Consider the following 23,917-nt stretch of genomic DNA (forward strand, 5'->3'; position numbering starts at 1 on the left):
GAGCGAGCGGTGCACGGCTGAGCCGGAGCCCCGCCGATCGGACCGTTTTACACCGGCGGGCGGCCGGTAGCGTCGTGCGAAATGTGTCGGAGAGGAGCAATCGTGGCGAAGACCGCACAGGCTGATCAGGCGGACCAGGATCAGACGGAGCAGGTGGCGGGCGGCGAGGCAGCGGGCGGCGAGGCGACCGCGAGCTCTGGCTCCGGCTCTGGCTCGCAGGAGCTGCTGATCAAGGAGGGCGATGTCGCGGCCGACTACCTCGAGCGGCTGCTCGACGTGCTCGACTACGACGGCGACCTTGATATCGATGTCGAAGCTGGTCGTGCCGTGGTCAGCGTGGACGGCGGCGAGGACCTCGCCCGACTGGTGGGCGACCGCGGTGCCGGGCTGGAGGCACTGCAGGAGTTGACCCGGCTCGCCGTTCAGCAGGCGACCGGTACTCGCAGCCGACTCATGCTGGATGTCGCCGGCTGGCGGGTGGCGCGTCGCGCGGAGTTGGCGGAGCTCGGCAAGCAGACGGCGCAGGACGTGCTGAACACCGGTGAGCCGGTCCGGCTGCGCCCGATGACGCCGTTCGAGCGCAAGGTCGTGCACGATGCGGTGGCCGGGATCCGTGGTGTGTTCAGCGAGAGCGAGGGCGAGGACCCGCGTCGTCGCGTGGTGGTCTTCCCCCGTACCTGAGTGACTGTGAACGGTGCAGTGATGGCTCGATGTTTCACGTGAAACTCCTGCCGTGCAGCGCCCGTCTGGTCCGGCGATCCTGGTCGCCGACCGACGGGCGCTGTTCTGTTTCAGGGTCCGGTGGTTTTGAGGGGTGGTACGGGTGCGGGGCGCGGTGGACTGTGCGCGAGCCGATGGTCGGTCGGACCTTGCCGAGTTGGGTTCCTGTCGGGGGGCTGGGGTTCAGTCTGTGGCGGATCGGTCTGTGGCGGATCGCTCCTGGCGCTCCGGTCGGGTTGCCGTCGTGACCGGTAGGCCGGATGAAGCGCCGCGAGCGTGCACACCGGGGGTGGGGATGGATGCTGGCTCGGGTGAGGTCGACGGGTTGACGGGCTCTGTGGGTTTGGTTTGTTGGCCGGGTTCGGTTGGTTCGCGCGGCGGCTCGGCCGCAACGTCGGGGCCGGTGGGTGCGGGAGGTGCCGCGGGACCGGTCGAGTTGGCGGGATCGGCGGCATTCGCCGGCGCCCCCGAGTCAGGCGGTTCCGCGGGACTCGCCTTGTCGGCGGGTTCGGTCGAGTTGGCGGGGTGGGCTGCGCTCGTCCGCTCGGCCGGGTCGAGAGGCGTAGCCGGTCCTGGACGACGGCACGGGTCTACGGAGCCGGCGGCGGTGATGGTCGGCTCGGCGGGCCGACCCTGGGGCGGGCCCGGCGGGATGGACCCGGTCGGCTGGCTGACTCCGAGCGCCGGAGCCGACAGGTGGGGGGAGCTCGTCGGTGGCGGCGACGCGGGTGGGACCGACGCTCCGACGTGGCACCCCGAGTCGACAGACCGGAGCGGGCAGTACGCGGAACCTTCGATGTCGGCCGGGGAGCTGTACCCGCCCGGGCGCGCGGTCCCGGCGGGGGCGGGTGAGTTGAGGCCGGGCGGTGAACTGGGGATCGTGCACGGCGCTGAGGGCAGCGTCGGTACCGACGATTCGGCCGGGCGCGAGGACGGGTCCTCCGGTACCAACCAAGCTTCCGCGGCATCCTGGTACCTGCTGACCCAGCATCGGTCGGCTCGTCAGTGGTGGCCGTCGATTGGGTGGCGGCCGGCCTCTCGGAGCCCACGCCTGACCCGGCCGGGCGTGGTCGGCGCTCCGTCGCGCCACCGAGGACGGGGCAGCCCGTTGCTCCCGGCGCTGGCGCTGAGCCATGAGTTTGCTCTACGGGTGCGGGCGCCCCGTTGCGTGTTGTTGAGTCGCGGCGGCGTCCTGTCCGTCGCGGATGATGTTTCCACCCCGGCGTCAACGCGGCTCGGCGCGCGGCGACAGCGGGAAGTGAGTCGGCGGTCTCTGGAGGTTCGTCAGTGCGCGATGTGTCGGAACTGGGCAGCGACGTGACAGCGACCGGAGGTCCAGGTATTCCCCGCGGTTCGGAGCCTGAGGTTTCAGGACCCAGTGCGAGCACTGAGTCGGGCGACAGGGCCGCCGAGGCCGGCGGTCCCCGGGACGCCGACCCGGAGTCCGGTCCTGCCGCTGAGTCCGGCCTGCCGGCGAGCTCCTACCAGGCAGTTGCGGACGACGACTCGGATCCGCTCCCGGTTGCCGCCGCGCTGTTCGGCGATCGCCTGGAACTGGCTCAGCGGTACGTCGCCATGTTGGCGGACACCGGCGTGACGCACGGGCTGATCGGTCCCAAGGAGGGCGACCGGGTCTGGCAGCGGCACGTGCTCAACTGCGCGGTGCTGGCCGAGCTGGTGGAGTCGGGGGCGCGGGTACTCGACATGGGGTCCGGCGCCGGGCTGCCCGGCATACCGCTCGCGTTGGCCAGGCCGGACCTGGAGATCGTGCTGCTCGAACCGTTGGCGCGGCGGGTCGACTGGCTGCGTTCGGTCCTCGAGGAACTCGGCCTGCCGTTGACCGTCGTCCGGGGTCGCGCCGAGGAGCCGACCGTGCGTCAGGAGTGGGGCGGCGCCGACGTGGTGACCGCGCGGGCGGTCGCACCACTGGCCCGGCTGACCCGTTGGGCACTCCCCTTATTGCGGCCCGGTGGTCGACTTCTTGCGATGAAGGGTGCCTCGGCGACCGCTGAAGTGATTCGTGACAGTGCAGCCGTACGTGGCTTTGGAGGGTCGGCCCCGCGCGTGGTCCAATGCGGGGGCACGCACGTCGATCCGCCGGCCACTGTGGTCGTCGTGGAACGGACGGCAGCCCGGCGTGGCACCCGGGAAGCCCGACGAACGAGGGGACGGCAAGGATGAGCGTGTGGTTGCCCCCGGACGGCGGGCGAGCCTTCGGTGATGGGTCTGATGGTCGTCCCCACGACCGCGGCCACGACCGGAACCCCGATGTTTCACGTGAAACGTCCGCCGCCGGCCCAGCAGTTCCGGCAGCCGACCAGAGCTCCCAGGCCCGGCTCCACGCCGGCGCTCCCATTCAATCGTCATCGGAGGAGTACATGTGGACTCCCATCGCTGAGGAGGCCGAGCGGGCCGCCCGGGTACTACACCCGGGTGCCCCGTCGATGCCGAGACCAGCGCAGCGACGGATTCTGACCATCGCTAACCAGAAGGGTGGTGTCGGCAAGACCACCAGCGCGGTGAACCTCGCGGCCGGGCTCACCTCCTTCGGCATGCGCGTGCTCGTGATCGACCTCGACCCGCAGGGCAACGCGAGCACCGCACTCGGTGTCGAGCACACCAGCGGGACTCCGTCGGTGTACGAGTGCCTGCTCGGCGAGATCGCGCTGACCGACGCCGCCGTAGAGAGCACCCAGTCCCCCGATCTGCTGTGCGTGCCGGCCACGATCGACCTGGCCGGCGCCGAGATCGAGCTGGTGAGCATGGTGGCCCGCGAGCAGCGACTCAAGCAGGCGCTGGCACCGCACATTCTCGACGAGTTGGACGTCGACTACGTGTTGGTCGACTGTCCACCCTCGCTCGGTCTGCTCACGGTGAACGCGCTCGTGGCGACGTCCGAGGTGCTGATCCCGATCCAGTGCGAGTACTACGCGCTGGAGGGATTGGGTCAGCTGCTGAACAACATCGAGCTGGTTCGGGCTCACCTGAACCGCGACCTGTTCGTCTCCACCATCCTGCTCACCATGTACGACGGCCGGACCAAGCTCGCCGACCAGGTGACCAACGAGGTCCGCCAGCACTTCGGCGAGCGGGTCCTGCGCACCGTGATCCCGCGCAGCGTCAAGGTCTCAGAGGCCCCCGGCTTCGGGCAGACCGTGCTGGCATACGATCCCGGCTCGCGCGGTGCGATGAGCTATATGGACGCGGCCCGCGAGATGGTGACGGCTCAGCGCGAGGCGGAGTCGCGTCAGTGAACACACGCAAGGGTGGCTTGGGACGTGGCCTTGCCGCTCTGATTCCCACCGCCCCGCCGGACGGGGCGCCGTCCGGCGGCACGAACGGCGACAGATATCCGGTTACCGTGGCCGGCGCGCCGACCACGGCTGGCACGGCGGGTGAGTCGTCCGGTGGCACGGTTGCCGGAGCCAGCTACCGCGAGCTGGCAACCGCATCGATCGCACCGAACCCGCAGCAACCGCGCCGCGCCTTCGACGAGGAAGCGCTGGCCGAGCTGAGCCACTCCATCAAGGAGTTCGGCCTGCTGCAGCCGATCGTGGTCCGCGAGATCGGGCCGGACCGGTACCAGCTGATCATGGGCGAGCGCCGTTGGCGGGCCGCCCAACAGGCTGGCCTCGAGCAGCTGCCCGCGATCGTGCGGCAGACCGAGGACGACGCGCTGCTCCGCGACGCGCTGTTGGAGAACATCCACCGGGTCCAGCTCAATCCGCTGGAGGAAGCCGCCGCCTACGAGCAGCTGCTGGCCGAGTTCGGCGTGACGCACGATCAGCTCGCGGACCGGCTGGGTCGCAGCCGCCCGGTGATCACCAACATGATCCGGCTGCTGCGGCTGCCGGTCGCGGTGCAGCGCAGGGTTGCCGCCGGGGTGATCTCGGCCGGCCATGCACGCGCGCTGCTCGGTCTGGACGATCCCGCTCGGCAGGAGGAGTTGGCCACCCGCATCGTGGCCGAGGGCATGTCGGTGCGGGCCACCGAGGAAGCGGTCACGCTGGCCAAGCGCGAACCCGACCGGAAGACGGCCACCCCGGCACGTCGCGCGCCGCGGCCACCGGAGGCGGACCGGGTGGCCGACCGGCTCTCCGATGCTTTCGACACCCGGGTGAAAGTGGAGCTCGGCCAGCGCAAGGGCAAGATCGTTGTCGAGTTTGGTTCGCTGGACGATCTGGAGCGCATCGTCGGGCTGATGGCCCCGCCCGACTGACCTGTCGGCCGCTCCGAGGTTGGCCACGGCTCCGGGCCCGACCAGATTTTCGTGGCCGGGCCGAATCCCGGTGCCGCGGCCCGAGGGGCACCGTCCCGATCGATCGACCGTGGCCGGCACTCCTCGTCACGGGACCAGTTCGGGGGCGACACCGGCCGTCTCAGCGGCCTCCCTGACCATCGCTGTGGCCACCGTTGAGCACCCGTGGCCAGAGGGGCCGGCCAGGGGGTAGCTACGGCCCATGGCCAGCTCACGGCCAGTACGCCGATTGGGGTGGCCGCGCGAAGATGTGGCCATCCGGATCTTGGCCACGGCCAACCTGACGGGTCGCGCCGGCCGGGCGCGTGGCCGTGGCCGGTACCCCGCCGGTGGGGGCGAAACGGGCCGTGTCGGGCGCGTGGCCGAGGCCCGCCTGTGGCGGCCGGGTGGGCGGAACCGCGTCGGGCCAGTGGAGCCCTCCCGGATGCGGGCCAGCCGCGTGCCGGGATAGCCGGGCCACCCGGGTGCCGGGCCGGTCGGGTGCCGGGCTAGCCGGGCCAGCCGGGTGCCGGGCCGGTCGGGTGCCGGGCTAGCCGGGCCACCCGGGTGCCGGGGCCAGCCGGGCGCGGGCCGGCCGGGTGCCGGGTCAGCCGGGTGCCGGGTCAGCCGCGTCGGATCGCCTCGTCGATGAGTCCGCTGAACAGTTGGCCGAGGTGCTCCCCGGCCGCGGCGGCGGCGATCGGCAGCAGCGAGGTCTCGGTGAGCCCGGGGCTGACGTTCACCTCGAGCACGTGCACGGTGCCGTCCTCGGTGACGATCGCATCGGTACGGGACAGGTCACGCAGCCCGAGTAGCCGGTGTGCGTCCAGGGCGGCCTGCTCGGCGGCCCGCTGGACCGGCTCGGGCAACCGGGCCGGACAGTGGAACGTGGTGGCGCCCGGGGTGTAGCGGGCGGTGTAGTCGTACACGCCGCCCTTCGCGCAGATCTCCACCACCGGCAGCGCCCTGGGCTCCGGGTCGGCGCACACCGAGATGGCCACCTCGGTACCGACCAGGAAGCGCTCGGCGAGCACCGCGTTCCCGTAGGCCAGGCAGTCGACCATGGCGGCCGGCAGGTCCTCGGCGGCACGGACCACCTGGGTGCCCAGCGCTGACCCGCCCTGGTCCGGCTTCACCATCAGCGGCAGCCCGAGCCGGGCGACCATGGCCGCCAGCACCGCGCGGGCGCCGAGCTCGCGGAACGTGGCGTGCGGCAGCACCACCCAGTCCGGGGTGGCCAGGCCGGCCCTGGCCAGCTCCGCCTTCGCGGTGGGCTTGTCCCAGGCGCGGCGGCAGGCCCGGGAGTCGGTGCCCACGAACGGCACCTCGAGCATCTCGAGTACCGCCTGCACCGAGCCGTTCTCACCCTCGTCGCCGTGCAGCGCGATCACCACGGCCTCCGGCCGCTCGGTGCGCAGCCGCTCCAGCAGCGTCGCGTCGGCGTCCCACTGATGGACCACTGTGCCGACATCGCGCAGCTCGGTGGCGAGGCGCCGGCCGGAGCGCAGCGATATCTCCCGCTCGGCGGAAAGGCCTCCGGCCAGTACAGCTACCGTTCGATCACCCACCGGGCCATTCTGCGCCCACCGGGTGGCGGGTGCTCAGGTGGTGTCCGGAGAGGGTGTCTGCGGGCCGCGCCGGGTGCCGCTGCCGACTGACCGAGTGGCCGCTCGGTCCGGCGTCCCGAAGGTGTGCAGCACCTCCAGCTCGGCGTTCAGCACGCCGGCCAGCCGCCGGACCCCCTCGGTGATGCGCTCCGGCGTCGGGTAGCAGTAGGACAGCCGCAGCTGGCGGCTCCCCAGCCCGTCGGCGTAGAACCCGGTGCCGGACGCGTAGGCGACCCTGGCACGCACCGCACGGGGCAGCATCGCCTTGGTGTCCACGCCCTCCGGCACGGTGAGCCACACGTAGAACCCGCCGTCGGGGTGGGTCCAGCGGCAGCCGGCCGGCAGGTAGGTGCTCAGCGCGCCGAGCATCGCGTCGCGCCGCGCCCGGTACATCTCGCGGAACGACTTGACCTGCCCGCGCCAGTCGTGACCGGCCAGGTAGCGCGACACCATCATCTGGTTGAAGGTCGGCGGGCACAGGGTGGCCGACTCGGCGGCCAGCACCAGCTTGTCCCGCACCGCCGGCGGCGCGAGCGCCCAGCCGACCCGCAGGCCGGAGGCGAACGTCTTGGAGAACGACCCGAGGTAGATCACGTTGTCCGGGTCCATCGAGCGCAGCGCCGGGTAGGTCTGGCCGTCGAAGCCGAGCAGCCCGTACGGGTTGTCCTCGACCACCAGCACGTCGTACCGGCGGCACAGCTCCAGGATCTCCGCCCGGCGGGCCACCGCGAGCGTCACGCCGGCCGGGTTGTGGAAGTTCGGCACGGTGTACAGGAACTTCGCCCGCCGCCCGGCCGCGGCCAACTGGCTCAGCGCCTCGGCCAGCGCGGCCGGCACCAGGCCGTCGTCGTCCATCGCGACGTGCCTCACCTGGGCCTGGTACGCGGCGAACGAGCCGAGCGCGCCGACGTAGGACGGCCCCTCGGCCAGCACAATGTCACCTGGATCACAGAAGATCCTGGTCACCAGGTCCAGCGCCATCTGCGAACCGATGGTGACCACCACGTCGTCGGCGTGCGCGCGGATGCCCTCGGCGGCCATCACCTCGGTGATCTGCTCGCGCAGCAGCGGCACGCCCTGGGCCGAGCCGTACTGCAGCGCGACCTGCCCGTCGCGCGAGATCAGCTCGGCGACCTCGGTGGCCAACTCCTCCAGCGGCAGTGCCGCCAGGTTGGGCATGCCGCCGGCCAGCGAAACCACCTCCGGGCGGCTGGCCACGGCAAACAGTGCACGGATTTCCGACGCGGTCATGCCTTCGGTGCGGGATGCGAAGCGGTCCGCGAGGTCCGGCAGGCGCGCCGGCACCGGTGCGGACACAGCTGCCGACCCGGCTTCGGGTATGGCGGGACGGGACTCGGGGGCCGGCGAGGCGGCGGCCGAAGGGGGCACCCTGACGCTCCGGGATCGCTTGAGGCCGAACTCGGTCAGTCGTGAGTGTAAGCGGTCCCCGATCGGGCCAACCCTTCGCCGATGTTCACCGACCGGCCGCGGACCAGTGGGTTCCCGTCCGTTCCTGGATCGATCTATCCTCGAGAAAGGGCGCCGTAGACCGGCGTCCGGTGAGCCTTGGCCGGCCACTCGACGCCGTGGAGGTCCGAAGCACGTGTCGTCTGTGATCGGTATCACGCTCGACAACATCGACGAGCTGCCCAAGCGATGCAGGAGCTGCGTCTTCTGGGAGCTCGCGCCGCAGATGGGCGAGCAGGCCGCCGAGTACGGCAATACCGAGCTCGAGAAGGAAGCCTGGCTGTCCAGCACGCTGCTGGACTGGGGCTCCTGCGGCAAGATCGTCCATATCGACCGGATGCCCGCCGGCTACGCGATGTACGCCCCGCCCGCCGCCGTGCCGAGGGTGGCGTCGTTCCCCACCGGCCCGGTCGGGCACGACGCCGTGCTGCTGACCGCGGTCGCCGTGGTGCCGGAACTGGCCGGTGGTGGCATCGGCCGGATGTTGGTGCAGGCGGTCGCGAAGGACCTCACTCGGCGCGGGGTGCGTGCCATCGAGGCGTTCGGCGACGCCGCTCCGACGGCGGACTCGCACTGCGTGATCCCGGCCGACTTCCTGCTCTCGGTGGGCTTCAAGACCGTCCGGGCGCACCACCGCTGGCCCCGGTTGCGCCTCGAGCTGCGCAGCGGTCTGTCCTGGAAGGAAGACGTGGAGGCCGCCCTGGAGCGGCTGCTCAATGAGATCACCATCCCGGCGCAGAACACCGGCGCACTGCCCGCCATCGAGATCCCTCGCACCCCGGCACCCGCCCCGGCCCACTGACCGACCGACGCCGGGCACCGATCGGGCCATTTTGCGCCGGCTGCCGCTGAGACGTCCGGACAGGCGTTCGAGCGTTGCTCCGGTCGAGTGTGTCAAGTTGCCCGAAGTAGCGGCCCTACGGGCCACACAGGGCCGCCTGTACGCCGTCTGGGTGTGCTGAAACGACCGACTCGGTGTGCTGAGAGCCCCGACTCGCGGGAACGGTGCGGGGGGTGCGGTTATTCGGCGCGGGCGAGTTCGCGGGCGAGCACGTCCTGGAAGGTGAACGTGCCGGTGGGCTGGTCGTCCTGGCCGAGCAGGTACAGCCGCTTGACCGCGACCAGGATCCCTTCGGCGACCACGTCCCGGAACACCGGGTCGAGCAGCTTGCGCCGGTCGCCGAGGTGCGTCAGGTAACCGACCTCGATGCGTACCGCCGGCATCCGGGTCAGCCGCAGCATCTCCCAGGTCCGTCCCTGGATGCCGCAGTCCAGCATCCGGGTGCGGGCGACCAGCTCGCGGTGGATCAGGCCGGCCAGCGCCTCGCCGAGCGTGGAGGTAGAACCGTTGCCGGTGCCGAAGTGGAAGGTCGCCAGTCCCTGGGCGTGCATGCTGTGGTTGGCGTCGGTGTGCAGCGAGAGCAGCATGTCGGCGCCGGCGGCGTTGGCGAACGCGGCACGCTCGGCGTCCGGCGGGCAGGAGTGCTCGCCCCGGCAGAGCAGCGCCTCCATGCCGGTGGCGGCCATCCGGCCCTCCAGCCGGCGGGCCAGGTCCCACATCAGGTCGGCCTCGGCCACGTCCGCGACCATCACGCCGCGATCCGGGCCGCCGTGGCCGGGGTCGATGACGATGCGCTTGCCGCGCAGTCGGGGGCCGGCCTTGCGCACCCGCTCCTGCTCTCGCAGCAGGCCGGGCCGGCCGCCGGTGACCTTGCGGCCCAGCTGGCGCAGCGCGCGCAGGGTGGCCGGCCCGCAGATGCCGTCCTGGTTGAGCCCGTACTCGCGCTGGAAGGCCCGCAGTGCCTTCTCGGTCTGCGTGTCGAAGACGCCGCCCGGTCGGCCGGTGTCGAACCCCAGCTCGAGCAGCCGCTCCTGCAGGGTGAACACGTCGTCGCCGGCCATCGGCGCGGAAATCATCAGGCCCAGCATCCGGTCACCCAGCGACCAGCGTGCCTCGCGCAACGCCCGTGCGGTGGCCGGCCCGACGATGCCGTCGGTGATCAGCCCACGTTGCTGTTGGAAGGCCCGCACCGCACCTTCGACGAAGCTGTCGTAATGGTCGTCGGGGGCTCCGGCGGCGAGCGGGACGAGCAACCCGAACTCGCGCAATGCGGAGCGCACCTCGGCGACGGCCGGACCGCTGTCCCCCGTGCGCAGTAGCTGCATGCACCCCTCGCATCGCTTGACGTTCGCCGGCGCCGCCGGACGGCGCCCTAGGTCTGTGGGCCGGCATTATTGTGCCCTGACGGGCCCGATAGCACCCAATGCGCCCCCGGCACGTCTTCCGATCGTCCCCCGGACGGCCTAGTCGAGTCGTCTGAGAGTGCACACAGCAACGCCGGGCCGACATTGGGTCGGCCCGGCGTCGCTGAGATGGGTTACAGGTAGTCCGACAGGTCGTTCAGCAGCGCGGCCTTCGGCTTGGCGCCGACGATCTGCTTGACCGGCTTCCCGTCCTGGAAGACGATCATTGTCGGGATGGACATGACCTGGTAGTCCCGTGCGGTGCTCGGGTTCTGGTCGATGTCCAGCTTGGCCACCGTGATCTTCTCGGAGTTCTCACCGGCGATCTCGTCCAGGACCGGGGCGACCATCTTGCACGGTCCGCACCAGGTGGCCCAGAAGTCCACCACGACGGTCTTGCCGCTCTTCAGTACGTCCTGGTCGAATGTGTCGTCGGTAACGTTCACGGTGTTGGCCATCGATTCTCCTTCTGTTTGATGTCTCTTCGTCTGGTGGCTGGCGGGTCAGTGGGTGGCCGCGCTCACCTGCTCGGCGGTCGAGCCGTAGCCACCGCCGACCGGCTCGGAGCCAACCTGCTCCTCGGCCAGCCAGCGCTCGGCGTCGATCGCGGCGGCGCAACCCGAGCCCGCCGCGGTGATCGCCTGCCGGTAGGTGCGGTCCACCAGGTCGCCGGCGGCGAACACACCCGGGATCTCGGTGTAGGTGCTCGGCGCCTTGGGGGCCCGCAGGTACCCGTCCTCGTCGGTGGCCAGTACGTCGGAGACCAGGCCGCTGCGTGGGTCGTGCCCGATCGCCACGAACATCGCGGTGACGTCCAGCACGGACTCCGCACCGGTCACCGTGTCGCGCAGCCTCAGCCCGGACACGCTGCCGTTGGTACCGAGGACCTCCACCGGCGCGACGTTCGTGCGCCACCGGATCTTCGGGTCGTTCTGGGCGCGCTCGAGCATGATCCGCGACGCCCGGAACTCCTCGCGCCGGTGCACGATCGTCACCGAGCGGGCGAAGCGGGTCAGGAACGTCGCCTCCTCCATGGCCGAGTCGCCGCCGCCGACCACCGCGATGTCGTGGTCGCGGAAGAAGAACCCGTCACAGGTCGCACAGGCGCTGACGCCGCGGCCCAGCAGCTCCTGCTCACCCGGGATGCCCAGGTAGCGGGCCGCCGCGCCCATCGCCAGGATCACCGCGCGAGCCGAGTAGGTCTGCCCGTTCGCGGTCACCGTCTTGACCGGTCCGGTCAGATCGACCGACTCGACGTCCTCGGCGCGCAGCTCGGCGCCGAAGCGCTTGGCCTGCTCACGCATCTGCTCCATCAGGTCCGGGCCCATGATGCCGTCCCGGAAGCCGGGGAAGTTCTCCACCTCGGTGGTCGTCATCAACGCACCACCGAACTGGGAACCCTCGAACACCAGGGGGTTCAGCTGCGCCCGCGCGGCGTAGACAGCGGCCGTATAACCGGCCGGCCCCGATCCGATGATCACCAGATCCCGCACGTCCGACATATCTCCACCCGTCCGTTCCTCGCTTGATGTGCAAGCCTTTCAACGCGATCCTAGGAGGAGGCATTCCCGCTGGTGACGCGCGTCGCCGTTGAGGTGACCGGTGGTCATGCCGGCCCGGTCCCAGGATGCGCGGAAGTCGGGTCGCCGCAGGTCAGGGCCCTCCGCCCGGGAGCTGTGACCGCGCTCGCCGGAATGCCTCGACGGCCGGGGGTCAGCGGCCGACCGGGGTGTCGGCCAGCACTTCGCCGCGACCGGGCCCGCAGTCCGGGCTGACCACCAGCGCGCGCAGCCGCCCCGGCTCACCGGTGGGCAGGACCAGCAGCACTCCCGGGCGGCCGGCCCAGTTCACCTGCCTGGCCCCCAGCACGGTCGCGCCCGGTGCTCCGACGTGCGCCAGGCAGCCGGCCCGGCGCGCGGGATCGCCGAGCGGGCCGTAGTCCTGGCCGCCCATCGGCAGGTCCTTGCTGGTCAGCGCCAACGGGCCGGCTTGCTCGAGTTGACCGGCCGGCGGTGGTGTGGCCGGCACGGGTGCGGCGGTGGTGCCGGGGACGGCGACCAGCACCGCCGCGGCGGCAGCCGCCGCGACCACCAGCCCGGCGGCCCAGCGGGTCGACCGGCGGTCGGTGAGGCGGTGGACCGGTGCGAGCTGTCCGGTCGGTACCAACGGCGGGAGTTCGGCCAGCGCGGCATCCCAGCGGCGGAGCAGGTCCGGTGGCGGTGCGGGGAGCTCGGTGTTCGCCAGCTCGATGCGGTTGGCGGCCAGGGCGTCGAGCAGCTCCGGCGACAGGCCCGCCACGTCGAGGTCGTCGGGCACCAGCTCACCGAGGGCCAGCGCGACGGCCGGATCGTCCGAGCACGAGGGGTTCATCCCGTTCACCGTTCCTCCGTCGCGGCCGCCAGGGTGGGTGGCTCGCCCCGGTAGAGCTCCGCCATTCGCTTGCGACCGCGCCAACCGCGGCTCTTCACCGTGCCCTCCGCGACGCCGAGCAACTTCGCGGCCTCGTGGACCGGATAGCCGGCGATCTCCACCAGGAAGATCACCCGGCTCTGCTCCGAGGGCAGCTGCTCCAGCGCGGCGAACACGTCCATCCGCTCCTCGTGGTCGGCGATCGGGTTGCGCGGCGCGGGAATCTGCTCCAGCACCTCGCCGGGCACCGCCTCGGCCGGGCGGGCCCGGTCGCGCCGGTGCCGGTCCAGACAGATGTTCCGCAGGATCTGGCGCAGCCACGGCCAGATCGAGTCGCCGGACTCGCAGCTGGCAGCGGCCTGATGGGCGCGCATGAGGGTGTCCTGCACGGCGTCGGCGGCGTCCTCGCGGTTGCTCAGGGTGTGCACCGCGGTCGACCACAGCCGTGGGTAGTACCGGTTGGCCAGCACGGTGAACGCCCCCGGCTCACCGGCCAGATGGGCGCGGAGCAGCTCGGCATCGGAACGGGTCACCCCGGCGACGCTAGGGAGCCCTGTCGCCCGGTCCGGCCGGTTCGGGGAAATGCTTCGCGATCGCGAGCGCTACCCGGTGACGCGCTCGAAGCGGAGGTCGGAGATCTCGGTGACGTTCTGGTCGCCGCCGCCGCCCAGCTTCGTGATCCAGACCAGCACGTTCTGCACCGGTTGGCTGCCGGCCAGCGACACCACCGTGCTGTTGCCCGCAACCGTGGTGCTGCCGATCGGGATCGTCTGGCCGAAGGCCGCGTCGGGGGTCGGCGCGGAACGGATCTCGATCTGGCTGCCCACGCTCGGCGAGGCGATGGTCAGCGTCGACAGCTGCACCGGCGACGCGAACGACACCATGATCCCGACGCCAGGCTTGAGCGCAGGAAACGGCTGGTGATAGATGTAGGTGCCCCAGTTGGAGTTGGGGTCGTCGTCCACCACCCGGCCGACGCGGCCGGGATTGTCCGGGTCGCCGGTCGGGTCGAACACCCGGACCGAAGCCGCGTGCACCACGGCCTCACGGTTGCCGGCCGGCGCGGTGTCCGCGTCTGCTCCGGCGTTCGGGGCGGCACCGGGCGCGGCCGGGGCAGCGGCGACCGGGCCGGCGGCGGACGGGCCGCTGACAGTGATCCGGGGCGCCGAGGCCGGCGTGATGCCGAGCAGCGACCCGACCTGGATCCCGACGTAGGTGATCACCGCGACCATGCCGATCGCGAGGCCACCCATGCCGATGCTGAGCTTGCGCTTGCGGTCCGGCTCCGGCGGGGCCACCGAGTCGACCCGCCAGACCTCGTCCGGGTCGACCGGCGCGCCGTCGTCCGGCGGGGGCAGCATTGCCGCCTCCTGCTCGGCCTCCAGCAGCTCGGTGAGCACCTTGTGCACGCCGGCGGCCGTGTGGACCTGCCCGTGCGGGGAGCCGGCCCCGAGCGCGCCGAGGGCCAGCGCGGACACCTCCACGGACACCCCGGGGCGGATGATGCCCGGCGGTACCACCACGTTCTGCACGTCCCGGGGCGCGGCGGCCAGCCCGGCCAGCTCGGCGTCCGTACCGGAGAGCGGCCACCGGGCGGTGAGCAGCGCGTAGAGCAGCGCACCGAGCCCGCGCACGTCGTCGGCCGGCGTGACATCGGGGTGCGGCAGCGCGAACGCCAGCCTGGCCTTGCCCTCCGGGGTGATCCGGACCCGCTGCGGGTGCGCGCAGCCCAGTACCAGGCCCTGGCGGTGTGCCGCCTCGGCGGCCTGGGCGAGCGGGTCGAGCATGCCGAGCACCACGCCGGTACGCAGCGGCCCGGCGGCGACTGCCTCGGCCAGGCTGCGGCCGGGCACCCATTCGGTGACCGCGAGCCCCAGCACGTCGTCCGGCAGCCCGCCGTGGTCGTTGCGCATGACGTCGAGCAGCCGGGCACAGCCGACGTGCTCGAAGCGGCCCCAGCGCAGCGCCCTGCTGATCATGTCGGCGGCCCGCGCGGACTGCCCGGACTCGCCGGTCTCCTGCAGCAGGGTGAGCGAGACGTCCCGCTCGAGCACCGTGTCCCTGGCCCGCCAGAACTCGGCGTGCACCGAGTTGTCCGCGCCTGCCTGGGCCAGCAGCCGGTACCGGTCGGCGATCACCGTGCCGGCCGAGCGGGCCGGCTGGCTGTTCGGGCCGAGGCCGGTCGGTGGCTTGGCCGGGCCGGCCGCGGTGCTCTCTCCGACAGGCCTCGCCCGGGGGCGCGGAGTGGGGTGGTAGTTCGGCGGCGCGAGCGGGTTCTGCGCCGAGTCGTCGGGCCCGGCGGTCGAAGATCCGATGCCCTCGTCGTCGGCTTCGGCCTCAACGGTGGCCTCGCCACCCAGGGTCACGGCCGAGCGCCGCTCAAACTGCCTGCTCACCCTGCCCGACCCCCTCCGCCACTCGGGACCCGCGAGCCCCGGTTCAAGCCTACGGCAGGCGTACCCGGATCGAGCTCATTCAGGCTCAGCTGAGACGAGAGCGTCACCTGTCTCTCAGCCGGGTGTCAGCCGGATGACGGCGGCGGGCCAACGGTGTTTCAGCGGCGGGCCAACCGCTGCCAGAGCGGGTTCAGCTCGGCCAGGCGCACCACCCGCATGCCGATCAGGGTGACCACCATGGCGGCGACGGTGCCGGCCAGCAGCACGATCCAGGCCTGCGCGACCGGGCCGACCTGCTCGCCGAGCGGGCCGCGCACCCAGAGCACCAGGCCCGCGCCGGCCAACCCGCCGAAGGTGGACGCCACCGCCGTCTTGCCGAAGGTGACCGCCACCGAGGAGGTGTCCAGCGCGCCGAGCCGGTGCCGCAGCCAGACCTGGCCGACGACCGCGCCGACGATGAACGAGGCACTGTTCGCCGCCGCCAGCCCCAGCACCACGTCACCGGCCGGCAGCAGCACCGGGCAGAGCAGCAGCATCGGGATCTTCACCAGCACCATGACCAGCTGGATCAGCGTCGGGGTACGGGCGTCCTTCATGGCGTAGAAGACCCGCAGCTGGAGCAGGCACAGCGCATAGGGCAGCAGCCCGAACGCGGACACCGCAAGGGTGGCGCCCAGTCGGCTGGCACCGGACTCGGAAGTACGCCCGATGCTGAACAGTGCCACCCCGATCGAGGTACCGAACAGCGTGATCCACACGGTCACCGGGAGCAGCGCGATGGTCGAGTAGCGGCTGCCGAGTGACAGGTCCTTGATCACCTCGCCGAGTCGGCCGGCGGCGGCCGCGCGGCTCATCCGGGGCAGCAGGGCGGTGAGCAGGGACACCCCGAGCACCCCGTACGGCACCTGCAGCAGCAGCCAGGCATTCGCGTAGGTGGACACGCTGCCGGCGAACGGCGCGGCCACCCGGGTGGTGACGATGTAGCCGGCCTGCCCGATCAGCACGTAGCCGATCACCCAGGCGTACAGGCCGCCGGCCTCCAGCAGCCGGTTGTCCCAGCCCCACCTCGGCCGCCAGTGGAACCCGGCCCGGCGCAGCGATGGCAGCAGCACCAGCGCCTGCACCGCGATGCCCAGCGTGGTGCCGAGGCCCAGTACCAGCACCTTCGGATCGGTCAGGTGGATCGGGTACAGGTTGATCTCACCCGGCATCAGCAGGTAGATGCCGATCACGCCGAGCATCACCACGTTGTTCAGCACCGGCGCCCAGGCGAACGGCCCGAACACTCCCCGGCTGTTCAGGATCGCGCCGAACAGCGCGCCGAGGCCGTAGAAAATGATCTCCGGCAGCAGCAGTACGGCGAAGGCGGTGGCCAGCTTCGGATTGGCCGCGCTGTGCGAGTCACCGCCCAGGTACAGCCAGGTGAGCAGGGGCGCGGTGGCGATGGCGACCACGGTGGCCAGCACCATCACCGCGGTGGCCACGGTGAGTAGCTTCTGGGTGTACGCCTCGCCGCCGTCCGCATCCTCGGCCTGCGCGCGCACCAACAGCGGCACCATCACGCTGCTCAGCACGCCGCCGAGCAGCAGCTCGTAGACGATGTTCGGCAGCGTGTTGGCGACCGTGTAGGAGTCGTTGAGCACCGAGAGCCCGAGCGCGGCGGCCAGCGCCAGCTGCCGGACGAACCCGGTGATGCGGCTGACCAGGCTGGCCACCGCCATCGAGCCGCTGTCCCGAATCAGGGAGGTGCGCCGGGCGGCGGGGGACGAGGGGGTGGGCGAGGTCACCGACGCGGCACCCTCGGGCCGGTCGGCGGGGTGCCCCGCTCGCCCGGTGGCGGCGGCGTCGTCCTCGGACGACTCGGCGGGCCGCCCGTGCCGGCCGGTTGGTTCACCGGTGGGTTGGCTGCCCGGTCGCCCGGTGGGTTGGACTGCGGGTTGGACTGTGGGTTGGCCTGCGGGGTGGCCGGTTGGCCCACCGAGCGGCCGGACCGGTCGGTTCGGTCCGACCGGCCACTGGTCGGTCGGCCGATCGTCGGGGCCGGCCGGGTGGCCGGGGTGTTCGGCTGGGTCGGTTGCGCCGGGTTCGCCGCCGGTGGCCTGGCCTGGGGTGCCGGACCGTGCCTTACCGGCGCCTGGGGCGCCGGGGTCTGGGGCGCCGGGCCCTTGGGTGCCGGGCCTTGGGGTGACGGGCTCTTGGGTGCCGCGGGCTGACCCTGTTGGGCCGGCCGGTTCGCCGGGGGCTGTACCGGCTGGCTCGTGCTCGGCCGGCTCACCCGGGGGGCCGCCGGCAATGATCGTCCCGTCCGCCCCGGGTAGGCCGCCGGGGAGCTCGGCGGGACCGGCGTGCCGACCGACGGAGTGGGCGGGCCGACGCTGCGGCCGATCCGGTTGCCCGTCGACGCCGGCCTGGTGACGGCCGGGGTGCCCGAGGGCGGCTTGGGGCGCGCCGGCGCCGTTCGGTTGCCCGGGGCCGACGGGGTGCCCGCCGGCACCGAACGGCTGCCGGGGCGGGTCGCCGTGGTCACCGGCGAGGCTCTGCTCGGACCCGGTCGCACCGGGCGTCCGTCGGCTGGCGGCAGCGGCCGGGCCGGGTCCACCGGCGGCCTCGGGCTCGCCTCGGCGCGCCGACCGACCGGCGCCCCGCGCAGCCGACGGGTGATCCGCCGTACCGCGAGGATCACCAGCAGAAGGCCAGCTGTACCCGTCAACCACAACGTGATGGTGCCGTAAGCGGTCGAGCGCAACTGCAACCGGCTCGGTAGGCCGAGTGGGCTGCCGGCCAGCGTGGTCAGTCGCGCCTCCACGCTGAACTGGCCGGAGCGGGTCAGTTGGGTGTTCACCCGGAGCTGGAGCCGGCCCATCGGCGGGATGCGTTGCTCCGGGATCGACTCGGTGCGCAGACCGGGCGTGTTGGACAGCGCCACCCGCACCCGCATCGCCACCGGCAGCCCGTTGGCCAGGGTGATCGGCAGCGGAGCGCCCTTGTCACCGAGCGCGTACGGGCTCGGCGGCTCGAGCACGCGGACCAGTGAGCGCAGCAGCGAAACCCGCTGGGTGATCACCGAGGTTGCCACGCCGGCCAGGTCCGGGTTGCCGCGCCAGACCGCCGAACAGGCGCGCAGCAGTCCCTCGGTGACCGGGTCGAAGACCTGCGCCGGGGTGGCCCCGACGCCCGGCTCGGCCTCGGCGGCGGAGCGCAGATCGTGGGTGGCGTCCCGGTCGGCCCCCAGTTCGGCGGTGATCGTGCCGGGCACCTCGCGGGCGCCGGCGCGCAGTGGGTACACCAGTGTCGCGCTGGGTGCCGATGAGCTACTGACCTCGAGATCGGGGGCCGCGGGATTCGGGGCCCCGGCCGACGGGGTAACGGTGCCCGGCTGGCCGGCGGCGGGCGCCCCGCTCGCGGTGGGCTGCCCATCGGCGGCGGACGGGGGGTTGGCGGCCGTGGCGGGCGTACCGGGCAGCGCGGCCGGGGAGAGGCGGCCGGCGGCGATCAGGGTGCCGAGGGTGCCGAGCAGCTCACGGGCGTCGGTGCCGGTGGTGTTCCAGCGGTGCGGCGGTGCCACCAGCAGCGGACTGGTCGAGCTGCTGGTCGAACCGCTGGATGCCGAGGTCGGGCCGTTCAGCGCGCGGAACGCGGTCGCGCCGATGGTGTCCTGGTCGGAGAGCGGGGTGCCGCTGCCGGCCGGGCTGACGCTGTTGCCGGCCAGCGCGCCGAGGCCCCGGTTCGAGCCGTCCGAGCCGACCTCACCGGAGTACATGCCGCCGGTCGCCACGTTGCTGTCCTGACCGCGGGCGGCCAGCGTGACCAGCGGGTCGGCCAGCAGCCCGTTGGCCTCCGCGCCGGCGGCGGCCAGCCGGACCAGTCCACCCGCGGTGCTGCGGCTGGACCGTCCGCTCACCGCCACCGCGTCGGCGGACAGCACCACCTCGCGGCCGCCGTTGTGCACGTAGTCGCTGAGCGAGCGCTCGTCCAGCAAGCCTTCGGCCGGCCAGGTGGTGTCCGTGCGCACCGGCGTGCGCAGGATCTCCGAGGCGATCTTGGCGCCGTCCTGGGTGGCGTAGGCGGACAGGTCGTCCAGCCCGGCCCTGGACAGCGCGACCAGGTCGGCGTCCGCGTACGGCAGGGCCACCACGCAGCGCCCGGCGGCCAGCGCGCGCAGCCGGTCCAGCCACTGACCGGCGGCGGTCGCGCCCCGCCCGTCGACCTCCTGGCCGTCCGGCGGGCGCACCCGGTAGCCGGTGCTCATGTCCGCCGCCGTGCGGAGCAGGTCGGGGTCGACGGCCAGGCAGATCGCCTCGCGCACCGGCGACCCGACTGGGGCCGCGGTCTCCAGCGCGCCGAGCAGGCCGTCCAGCCGCCCGCCGTGGCTCATCGAGGCGGCCAGCTGGTCGTCGCCGAGCAACACCGGCTCACCGGGGCCGGTGGGCAGCCGCCGAGGTTGGTCGGCGATCGGGTAGAGCATGGATACCGGCGTCGGCCCGCCGGTGACCTCACCGGCCGAGGGCTCGGGTGCGCCGCCGTCCGCCGCCGGCAGCCCGAGCACCGGCAGCAGCATCCGAACCCCTGCCAGCCGGGCCTGGGCGCCGCTGTCCGGGGCACCGTTGACATTGATCAGCAGCTCGTAGACCCCGGTGCGCTGCAGGGCGAGCGAGCTGGTCACGGTGCCGCGCACCGGCACGCTGAACCGCACCGGTGTGCCCTGGCCCGGCCCGAGCTCGTCGGTCACCGGGGTGAACCCGGGGGTCACCGAGTCGTCGGCGGCGTTGCCGGTCAGCGCGGTGCGCACGTCGCCCTCGGTGCGAAGTCGGTCGCCGCGCTGGGCACGGATCTCGACGTCGCGCACCACCTGGTCGCCGATGTTCACCAGCTGCCCGGTCAGGGTCAGGGTGGCCGGCCCGGTGGAGGTCACCATCCGGGGGCTCATGGTGGCCACCCGCAGCTCCAGCCGAGGTCCCCGGGATGTCGGCGCGGTCGGCGCCGGGGCGGTCGCCCGGTTGGCGGGCAGCTCGCGGGGCGGTGGGAGGGCCCGCGCGCTGCCGGTCGGGGATGCGCTGGCCAGGCCGGGTACCGCGGCACCGAGCCCCCAGAACGCGGCGATCGCCAGCACGGCCAGCGCGACCAGCTTGGTCGCGGGCCGACGCGGGCCCAGCGTCACGCCGATTCCTCCAGCATGGCGGTCGCCCGCCGGACCAGTCGCCGCTCGTCGGCGTAGGCCAGCCTGGTCTCCAGCTCGTTGAGCGGGACCCAGGCCACCTCGGTCACCTCCACGTCGATGTCGGAGAGCTCGCCGCCGGTGGCCCGCAGCAGGAAGTGGTGCACGGTCTTGTGCACCCGCCGGTCCTCGGCGACGAACCAGAAGTCGATGGTGCCCAGTGGGGCCAGCACCTCACCGACGATCCCGGTCTCCTCCTGCACCTCGCGGACAGCGGCCTGTTCCGGCGTCTCGCCCTCCTCGATGTGGCCCTTGGGCAGTGACCACAGCAGCCGGCCGCGCCGGTCCAGCCGACCGATCACGGCGGCGATGGATTTCTCGTGGTCGACGACGAGTCCGCCGGCGGAGGTCTCGTCGACCGTGCGCAGCCGCCGACGGCGTTCCGGGCCGCGCCCGCGGCGCCCATCCGAGCGACCGCGGGAAGGGGACATGCCGAGATGGTAACGACGTCGCAAACATCACGTCCGGCGCACGACCCGGTTCAGTGGTGACCTGCCGTGGGTATGCACGCCCGCTGCGTCGGTACGCATAGACTGGTTCGCCGTGTCTGCTTTCGCCGCGTCGTACCCGATATCCCGAGATCTGCCCACTCGAGCAACCCACCGAATTTCCCGGGCCAGGGAGAATGCGGTCGTGGAGTTGTTGCGGGTGGCGCCGCTCGCGGATGAGCTGGCCGAGCGGTTCGCCGCCGAGGGGTACCGGCTGTTCCTGGTCGGTGGCAGCGTGCGGGACGCGCTGCTCGGCCGGCTGGGCAAGGCCGGCAGCGGCGACCTCGACTTCACCACCGACGCGACCCCGGACGCCGTGCAGCGGCTGCTGTCCGGCTGGGCGGAGCGGCAGTGGGACACCGGGATCGCGTTCGGCACCATCGGCGCGATCCGCCAGGGTGTGCAGATCGAGGTCACCACGTTCCGCGCCGACAGCTACGACCGGCGGACCCGCAACCCCGAGGTTGTCTTCGGTGACACCGTCGAAGGTGACCTGCTGCGCCGCGACTTCACGGTGAACGCGATGGCTATTGATCTGACCGGCGTGGACGGCCGCCGATTTGTGGATCCGCACGACGGGCTCGCCGCGCTGGCCAGCCGCATCCTGGACACCCCGGCCGCGCCCGAGGACTCGTTCGCCGACGACCCGCTGCGGATGTTGCGGGCGGCGCGCTTCGTGTCCCAGCTCGGCTTCGACGTGGCGCCGAGGGTGCGCGCCGCGATGACCGCGATGGCCGAGCAGATCACCCGGATCACCGCCGAGCGGGTGCAGGCGGAGCTGTCCAAACTGATCACGGGTGCGCACCCGAGGGCCGGCCTCGAGCTCCTGGTGAGCACCGGGCTGGCCGAGCACGTGCTGCCCGAGGTGCCGGCGATGCAGCTGGCCACCGACGAGCACATGCAGCACAAGGACGTCTACGAGCACTCGCTCGTGGTCATGGAGCAGGCGATCGAGCGCGAGGTCGACGGTCCCGACCTGGTGCTGCGCCTCGCCGCGCTGCTGCACGACGTGGGCAAGCCGGCGACCCGCAAGCTCGAGCCGGACGGGCGGGTCAGCTTCCACCACCACGAGGTGGTCGGCGCGAAGATGACCAGGGCCCGGCTGCGCGCGCTGCGCTACCCGAAGTCGGTCATCGACGAGGTGTCCCGGCTGGTGTACCTGCACCTGCGGTTCCACGGCTACGGCACCGGCGAGTGGACCGACTCCGCGGTGCGCCGCTATGTCACCGACGCCGGCCCGCTGCTGGAGCGGCTGCACCGGCTGGTCCGCTCCGACTGCACCACCCGCAACCGGCGCCGCGCGACCGCCCTGCAGCGCAGCTACGACTCGCTCGAGCAGCGCATCGCGACGTTGCGCGAGCAGGAGCAGCTGGACGCGATCCGGCCGGACCTGGACGGCAACGAGATCATGCGGTTGCTCGACCTGAAGCCGGGCCCGCTCGTCGGCAAGGCCTACCAGCACCTGCTCGCGGTCCGGATGGAGCAGGGCCCGCTCACCCACGAGCAGGCCGAGGCCGAACTCCGCCGCTGGGCCGCCGAGCAGAACCTGTCCTGACCCAAGCCGACCGCCGCCCCCCACCCCACCCCTTCCGCGAGTCGGGCGTCTCAGCACACTGAGTCGGGGCTCCTGGCACACACCCGCGCACGGGCCCGCACCGCACGCAGGTGTGCTGAGATGCCCGACTCGGTGTGCTGAGAGCCCCGACTCGCGGGGAGCTACGGGACGGGGAGCTACGGGCCGGTGAGGGCGGCGTCGGCGGCCTTGGCGGTACGCGGGGTGCGGCGGTGCAGCAGCTCGTGGCCACCCAGCCCGACGAAGTAGCACGCGGCGGCCAGCACCAGCAGCAACGGTGAGCGGCCGGTCGGCGGGGACAGCAGCGCGGCGGCCGCCACCGCCACCACGTAGCCGATGTTGAACACCGCGTCGTAGAGCGCGAACACCCGGCCGCGGGTGTCGTCGTCCACCTCGCTCTGGACGGCGGAGTCGGCGCAGAGCTTGACGATCTGCCCGCAGCCGGTGAGCAGGAACGCGCCGATCAGCGCGGCCTCCATCCGGATGTGCATGGCGAGCACGAGCGACGTCAGGCCGGCGATGACCAGGGCGATCCGGATCGCCCCCGACCGGCCGACCTTGTGCGCCAGCCACGGTGTGGCCACGGCGGCCGCGCCCAGCCCGGCGGCGGCCACCGCCACCATCTCGCCGATGCCACCCATCCCGGTGAGCAGCACGCCGTGCCTGGTGAAGCCGTGCCGGAAAAGCAGCAGCATCAGCAGCGTGGACACCCCGAACGCCAACCGGTGCGCAACCAGTGCGGCGAAGGATGCCGACGCACTGGGCACCCGGGCGGTGGCCCGCGCCCCGTCGACCAGGCCCCGGGCCACCGCGACGATCGCGCGCTTGGCCTCGGTGCGCTCGTCCGGGCCGAGCACGCCGGGGCGGAAACCGACGGCGACCAGCGCCGCGGCCACCGCGCCGAGCGAGGCGATCACCGTGATGGTGGCCGAGCCCGGGTTGTCCGCGCCGAACACGCCGCGCAGCGCAATGGCACAGGCCCCGCCGATCGCGGCGATCGCGGCCCCGGCGGTCGCCGCCACCACATTGGCCTCGACCAGGTGCTTCTCCTCGACCACGTGCGGCAGCGAGGCGGACAGCCCGGCCAGCACGAACCGGGTCACCCCGGTGACGGCGAGCGCACCCAGGTACAGCGGCGCGCCCGCGACGCCGGTGGCGACCAGCACCGCGACGACAACGGTGAGGACCGCACGCACCAGGTTCGCCGCCCACAGCACCCGGCGGCGGTCCCAACGGTCCAGCAGTGCGCCGGCGAACGGGCCGATGATCGAGTACGGCAGGAAGAGCACGGCCAGCCCGATGGCTACGGCGATCGGGTCGGCCTCGCGCTCGGGGTTGAACAGCACCGCGCCGCCGAGCGCGGCCTGGAACATCCCGTCGCCCCACTGCGCGGCGAACCGCACCACCAGTAACCTGCGGAAACCCCGGGTACCGAGCAGCCCGCGAAGACCGAGCCGATTGCGGCGCGTGTCTCCCTTGACGTTTCCGACCCGGTTGATGTCATCTCCAGCTACTCGCTGACCCGAACCCACGAGGCTCAAGGCTAACGCCTCCCCTGGTC

The 23,917-nt window shown here is 72.5% G+C and carries 17 protein-coding genes and 1 pseudogene; 6 read left to right on the plus strand and 12 right to left on the minus strand.

The genetic code is table 11. From position 1 onward, the window contains the following. Nucleotides 1–102 precede the first annotated feature (102 nt). The 4 genes from ACTXG6_RS05245 to ACTXG6_RS05260 all read left to right on the plus strand — a co-directional run bounded on the left by ACTXG6_RS05245 (nucleotide 103) and on the right by ACTXG6_RS05260 (nucleotide 4,939). Complete coding sequence (locus ACTXG6_RS05245; RefSeq protein ID WP_445186627.1) at nucleotides 103–681, plus strand: Jag family protein; 579 nt, start codon at nucleotides 103–105, stop codon at nucleotides 679–681. Between the two features lie 1,326 nt (nucleotides 682–2,007). After that, the gene (rsmG, locus tag ACTXG6_RS05250; RefSeq protein ID WP_445186628.1) at nucleotides 2,008–2,901 is read left to right on the plus strand and encodes a 16S rRNA (guanine(527)-N(7))-methyltransferase RsmG; all 894 of its coding nucleotides are present in this window, start codon (nucleotides 2,008–2,010) and stop codon (nucleotides 2,899–2,901) included. A 197-nt stretch (nucleotides 2,902–3,098) separates the two neighbouring features. Continuing rightward, nucleotides 3,099–3,974, plus strand: a complete 876-nt coding sequence (locus tag ACTXG6_RS05255; RefSeq protein WP_445186629.1) for a ParA family protein — start codon at nucleotides 3,099–3,101, stop codon at nucleotides 3,972–3,974. Further along, nucleotides 3,971–4,939, plus strand: a complete 969-nt coding sequence (locus ACTXG6_RS05260; protein ID WP_445186630.1) for a ParB/RepB/Spo0J family partition protein — start codon at nucleotides 3,971–3,973, stop codon at nucleotides 4,937–4,939. The genes ACTXG6_RS05255 and ACTXG6_RS05260 overlap by 4 nt, the downstream gene beginning before the upstream one ends. 641 nt (nucleotides 4,940–5,580) lie before the next feature. Here ACTXG6_RS05260 and ACTXG6_RS05265 read toward each other — a convergent pair. After that, nucleotides 5,581–6,525: a D-alanine--D-alanine ligase family protein gene (locus ACTXG6_RS05265; protein ID WP_445186631.1), complete on the minus strand. Its 945-nt coding sequence runs from the start codon at nucleotides 6,523–6,525 to the stop codon at nucleotides 5,581–5,583. A gap of 33 nt (nucleotides 6,526–6,558) precedes the next feature. Then, a complete protein-coding gene (locus ACTXG6_RS05270) occupies nucleotides 6,559–7,881 on the minus strand; it encodes an aminotransferase-like domain-containing protein (protein ID WP_445186632.1) in 1,323 nt (440 codons plus the stop codon). A 286-nt stretch (nucleotides 7,882–8,167) separates the two neighbouring features. On the opposite strand from ACTXG6_RS05270, the gene ACTXG6_RS05275 reads away from it, so the two are divergent. After that, nucleotides 8,168–8,833 (plus strand): GNAT family N-acetyltransferase, encoded by a 666-nt coding sequence (locus ACTXG6_RS05275; protein WP_445186633.1) that lies wholly within the window; start codon nucleotides 8,168–8,170, stop codon nucleotides 8,831–8,833. A gap of 218 nt (nucleotides 8,834–9,051) precedes the next feature. On the opposite strand, the gene ACTXG6_RS05280 is transcribed toward ACTXG6_RS05275, so the two are convergent. From ACTXG6_RS05280 to ACTXG6_RS05320, 9 genes and pseudogenes are all read right to left on the minus strand, one after another. Then, on the minus strand, nucleotides 9,052–10,197 hold the full coding sequence (locus tag ACTXG6_RS05280) for a peptidoglycan-binding protein (RefSeq protein ID WP_445186634.1): 1,146 nt from the start codon (nucleotides 10,195–10,197) through the stop codon (nucleotides 9,052–9,054). 212 nt (nucleotides 10,198–10,409) lie between these two features. Continuing rightward, nucleotides 10,410–10,757, minus strand: a pseudogene (gene trxA / locus ACTXG6_RS05285) (thioredoxin); the annotation flags it as partial. Nucleotides 10,758–10,778: 21 nt separating this feature from the next. Further along, complete coding sequence (gene trxB, locus ACTXG6_RS05290) at nucleotides 10,779–11,777, minus strand: thioredoxin-disulfide reductase (protein ID WP_445186635.1); 999 nt, start codon at nucleotides 11,775–11,777, stop codon at nucleotides 10,779–10,781. Nucleotides 11,778–11,988: 211 nt separating this feature from the next. Then, the gene (locus tag ACTXG6_RS05295) at nucleotides 11,989–12,654 is read right to left on the minus strand and encodes a hypothetical protein (RefSeq protein WP_445186636.1); all 666 of its coding nucleotides are present in this window, start codon (nucleotides 12,652–12,654) and stop codon (nucleotides 11,989–11,991) included. Then, nucleotides 12,651–13,217, minus strand: a complete 567-nt coding sequence (locus ACTXG6_RS05300) for a sigma-70 family RNA polymerase sigma factor (RefSeq protein WP_445186637.1) — start codon at nucleotides 13,215–13,217, stop codon at nucleotides 12,651–12,653. The genes ACTXG6_RS05295 and ACTXG6_RS05300 overlap by 4 nt, the downstream gene beginning before the upstream one ends. A gap of 69 nt (nucleotides 13,218–13,286) precedes the next feature. Then, nucleotides 13,287–15,080: a protein kinase family protein gene (locus ACTXG6_RS05305; protein WP_445186638.1), complete on the minus strand. Its 1,794-nt coding sequence runs from the start codon at nucleotides 15,078–15,080 to the stop codon at nucleotides 13,287–13,289. A gap of 158 nt (nucleotides 15,081–15,238) precedes the next feature. Then, nucleotides 15,239–16,867 carry a murein biosynthesis integral membrane protein MurJ gene (murJ, locus tag ACTXG6_RS05310; protein ID WP_445186639.1) on the minus strand — a complete coding sequence of 543 codons (1,629 nt, stop codon included), beginning with the start codon at nucleotides 16,865–16,867 and terminating at the stop codon, nucleotides 15,239–15,241. After that, nucleotides 16,864–20,238, minus strand: coding sequence for a hypothetical protein (locus ACTXG6_RS05315; protein ID WP_445186640.1), 3,375 nt, complete (start codon nucleotides 20,236–20,238; stop codon nucleotides 16,864–16,866). Before ACTXG6_RS05315 ends, murJ begins: the two co-directional genes overlap by 4 nt. Further along, nucleotides 20,235–20,726, minus strand: coding sequence for an NUDIX hydrolase (locus tag ACTXG6_RS05320; RefSeq protein ID WP_445186641.1), 492 nt, complete (start codon nucleotides 20,724–20,726; stop codon nucleotides 20,235–20,237). Before ACTXG6_RS05320 ends, ACTXG6_RS05315 begins: the two co-directional genes overlap by 4 nt. A 139-nt stretch (nucleotides 20,727–20,865) precedes the next feature. Here ACTXG6_RS05320 and ACTXG6_RS05325 point away from each other — a divergent pair, with 139 nt between their 5' ends. Next, nucleotides 20,866–22,338 carry a CCA tRNA nucleotidyltransferase gene (locus tag ACTXG6_RS05325; RefSeq protein WP_445189919.1) on the plus strand — a complete coding sequence of 491 codons (1,473 nt, stop codon included), beginning with the start codon at nucleotides 20,866–20,868 and terminating at the stop codon, nucleotides 22,336–22,338. Nucleotides 22,339–22,514: 176 nt separating this feature from the next. Here ACTXG6_RS05325 and ACTXG6_RS05330 read toward each other — a convergent pair whose 3' ends face one another. Then, nucleotides 22,515–23,759, minus strand: coding sequence for an MFS transporter (locus tag ACTXG6_RS05330; RefSeq protein ID WP_445186642.1), 1,245 nt, complete (start codon nucleotides 23,757–23,759; stop codon nucleotides 22,515–22,517). Between the last annotated feature and the right edge of the window lie 158 nt (nucleotides 23,760–23,917).

It is taken from the genome of Pseudonocardia sp. Cha107L01 (assembly GCF_052566575.1).

Excerpts from the sequence above, each read along its gene's own strand:
- ACTXG6_RS05320 (WP_445186641.1), bottom strand. The coding sequence starts at position 20,726 with ATGTCCCCTTCCCGCGGTCGCTCGGATGGGCGCCGCGGGCGCGGCCCG.
- ACTXG6_RS05280 (WP_445186634.1), bottom strand. The coding sequence starts at position 10,197 with ATGCAGCTACTGCGCACGGGGGACAGCGGTCCGGCCGTCGCCGAGGTG.
- trxB (WP_445186635.1), bottom strand. The coding sequence starts at position 11,777 with ATGTCGGACGTGCGGGATCTGGTGATCATCGGATCGGGGCCGGCCGGT.
- ACTXG6_RS05255 (WP_445186629.1), top strand. The coding sequence starts at position 3,099 with ATGTGGACTCCCATCGCTGAGGAGGCCGAGCGGGCCGCCCGGGTACTA.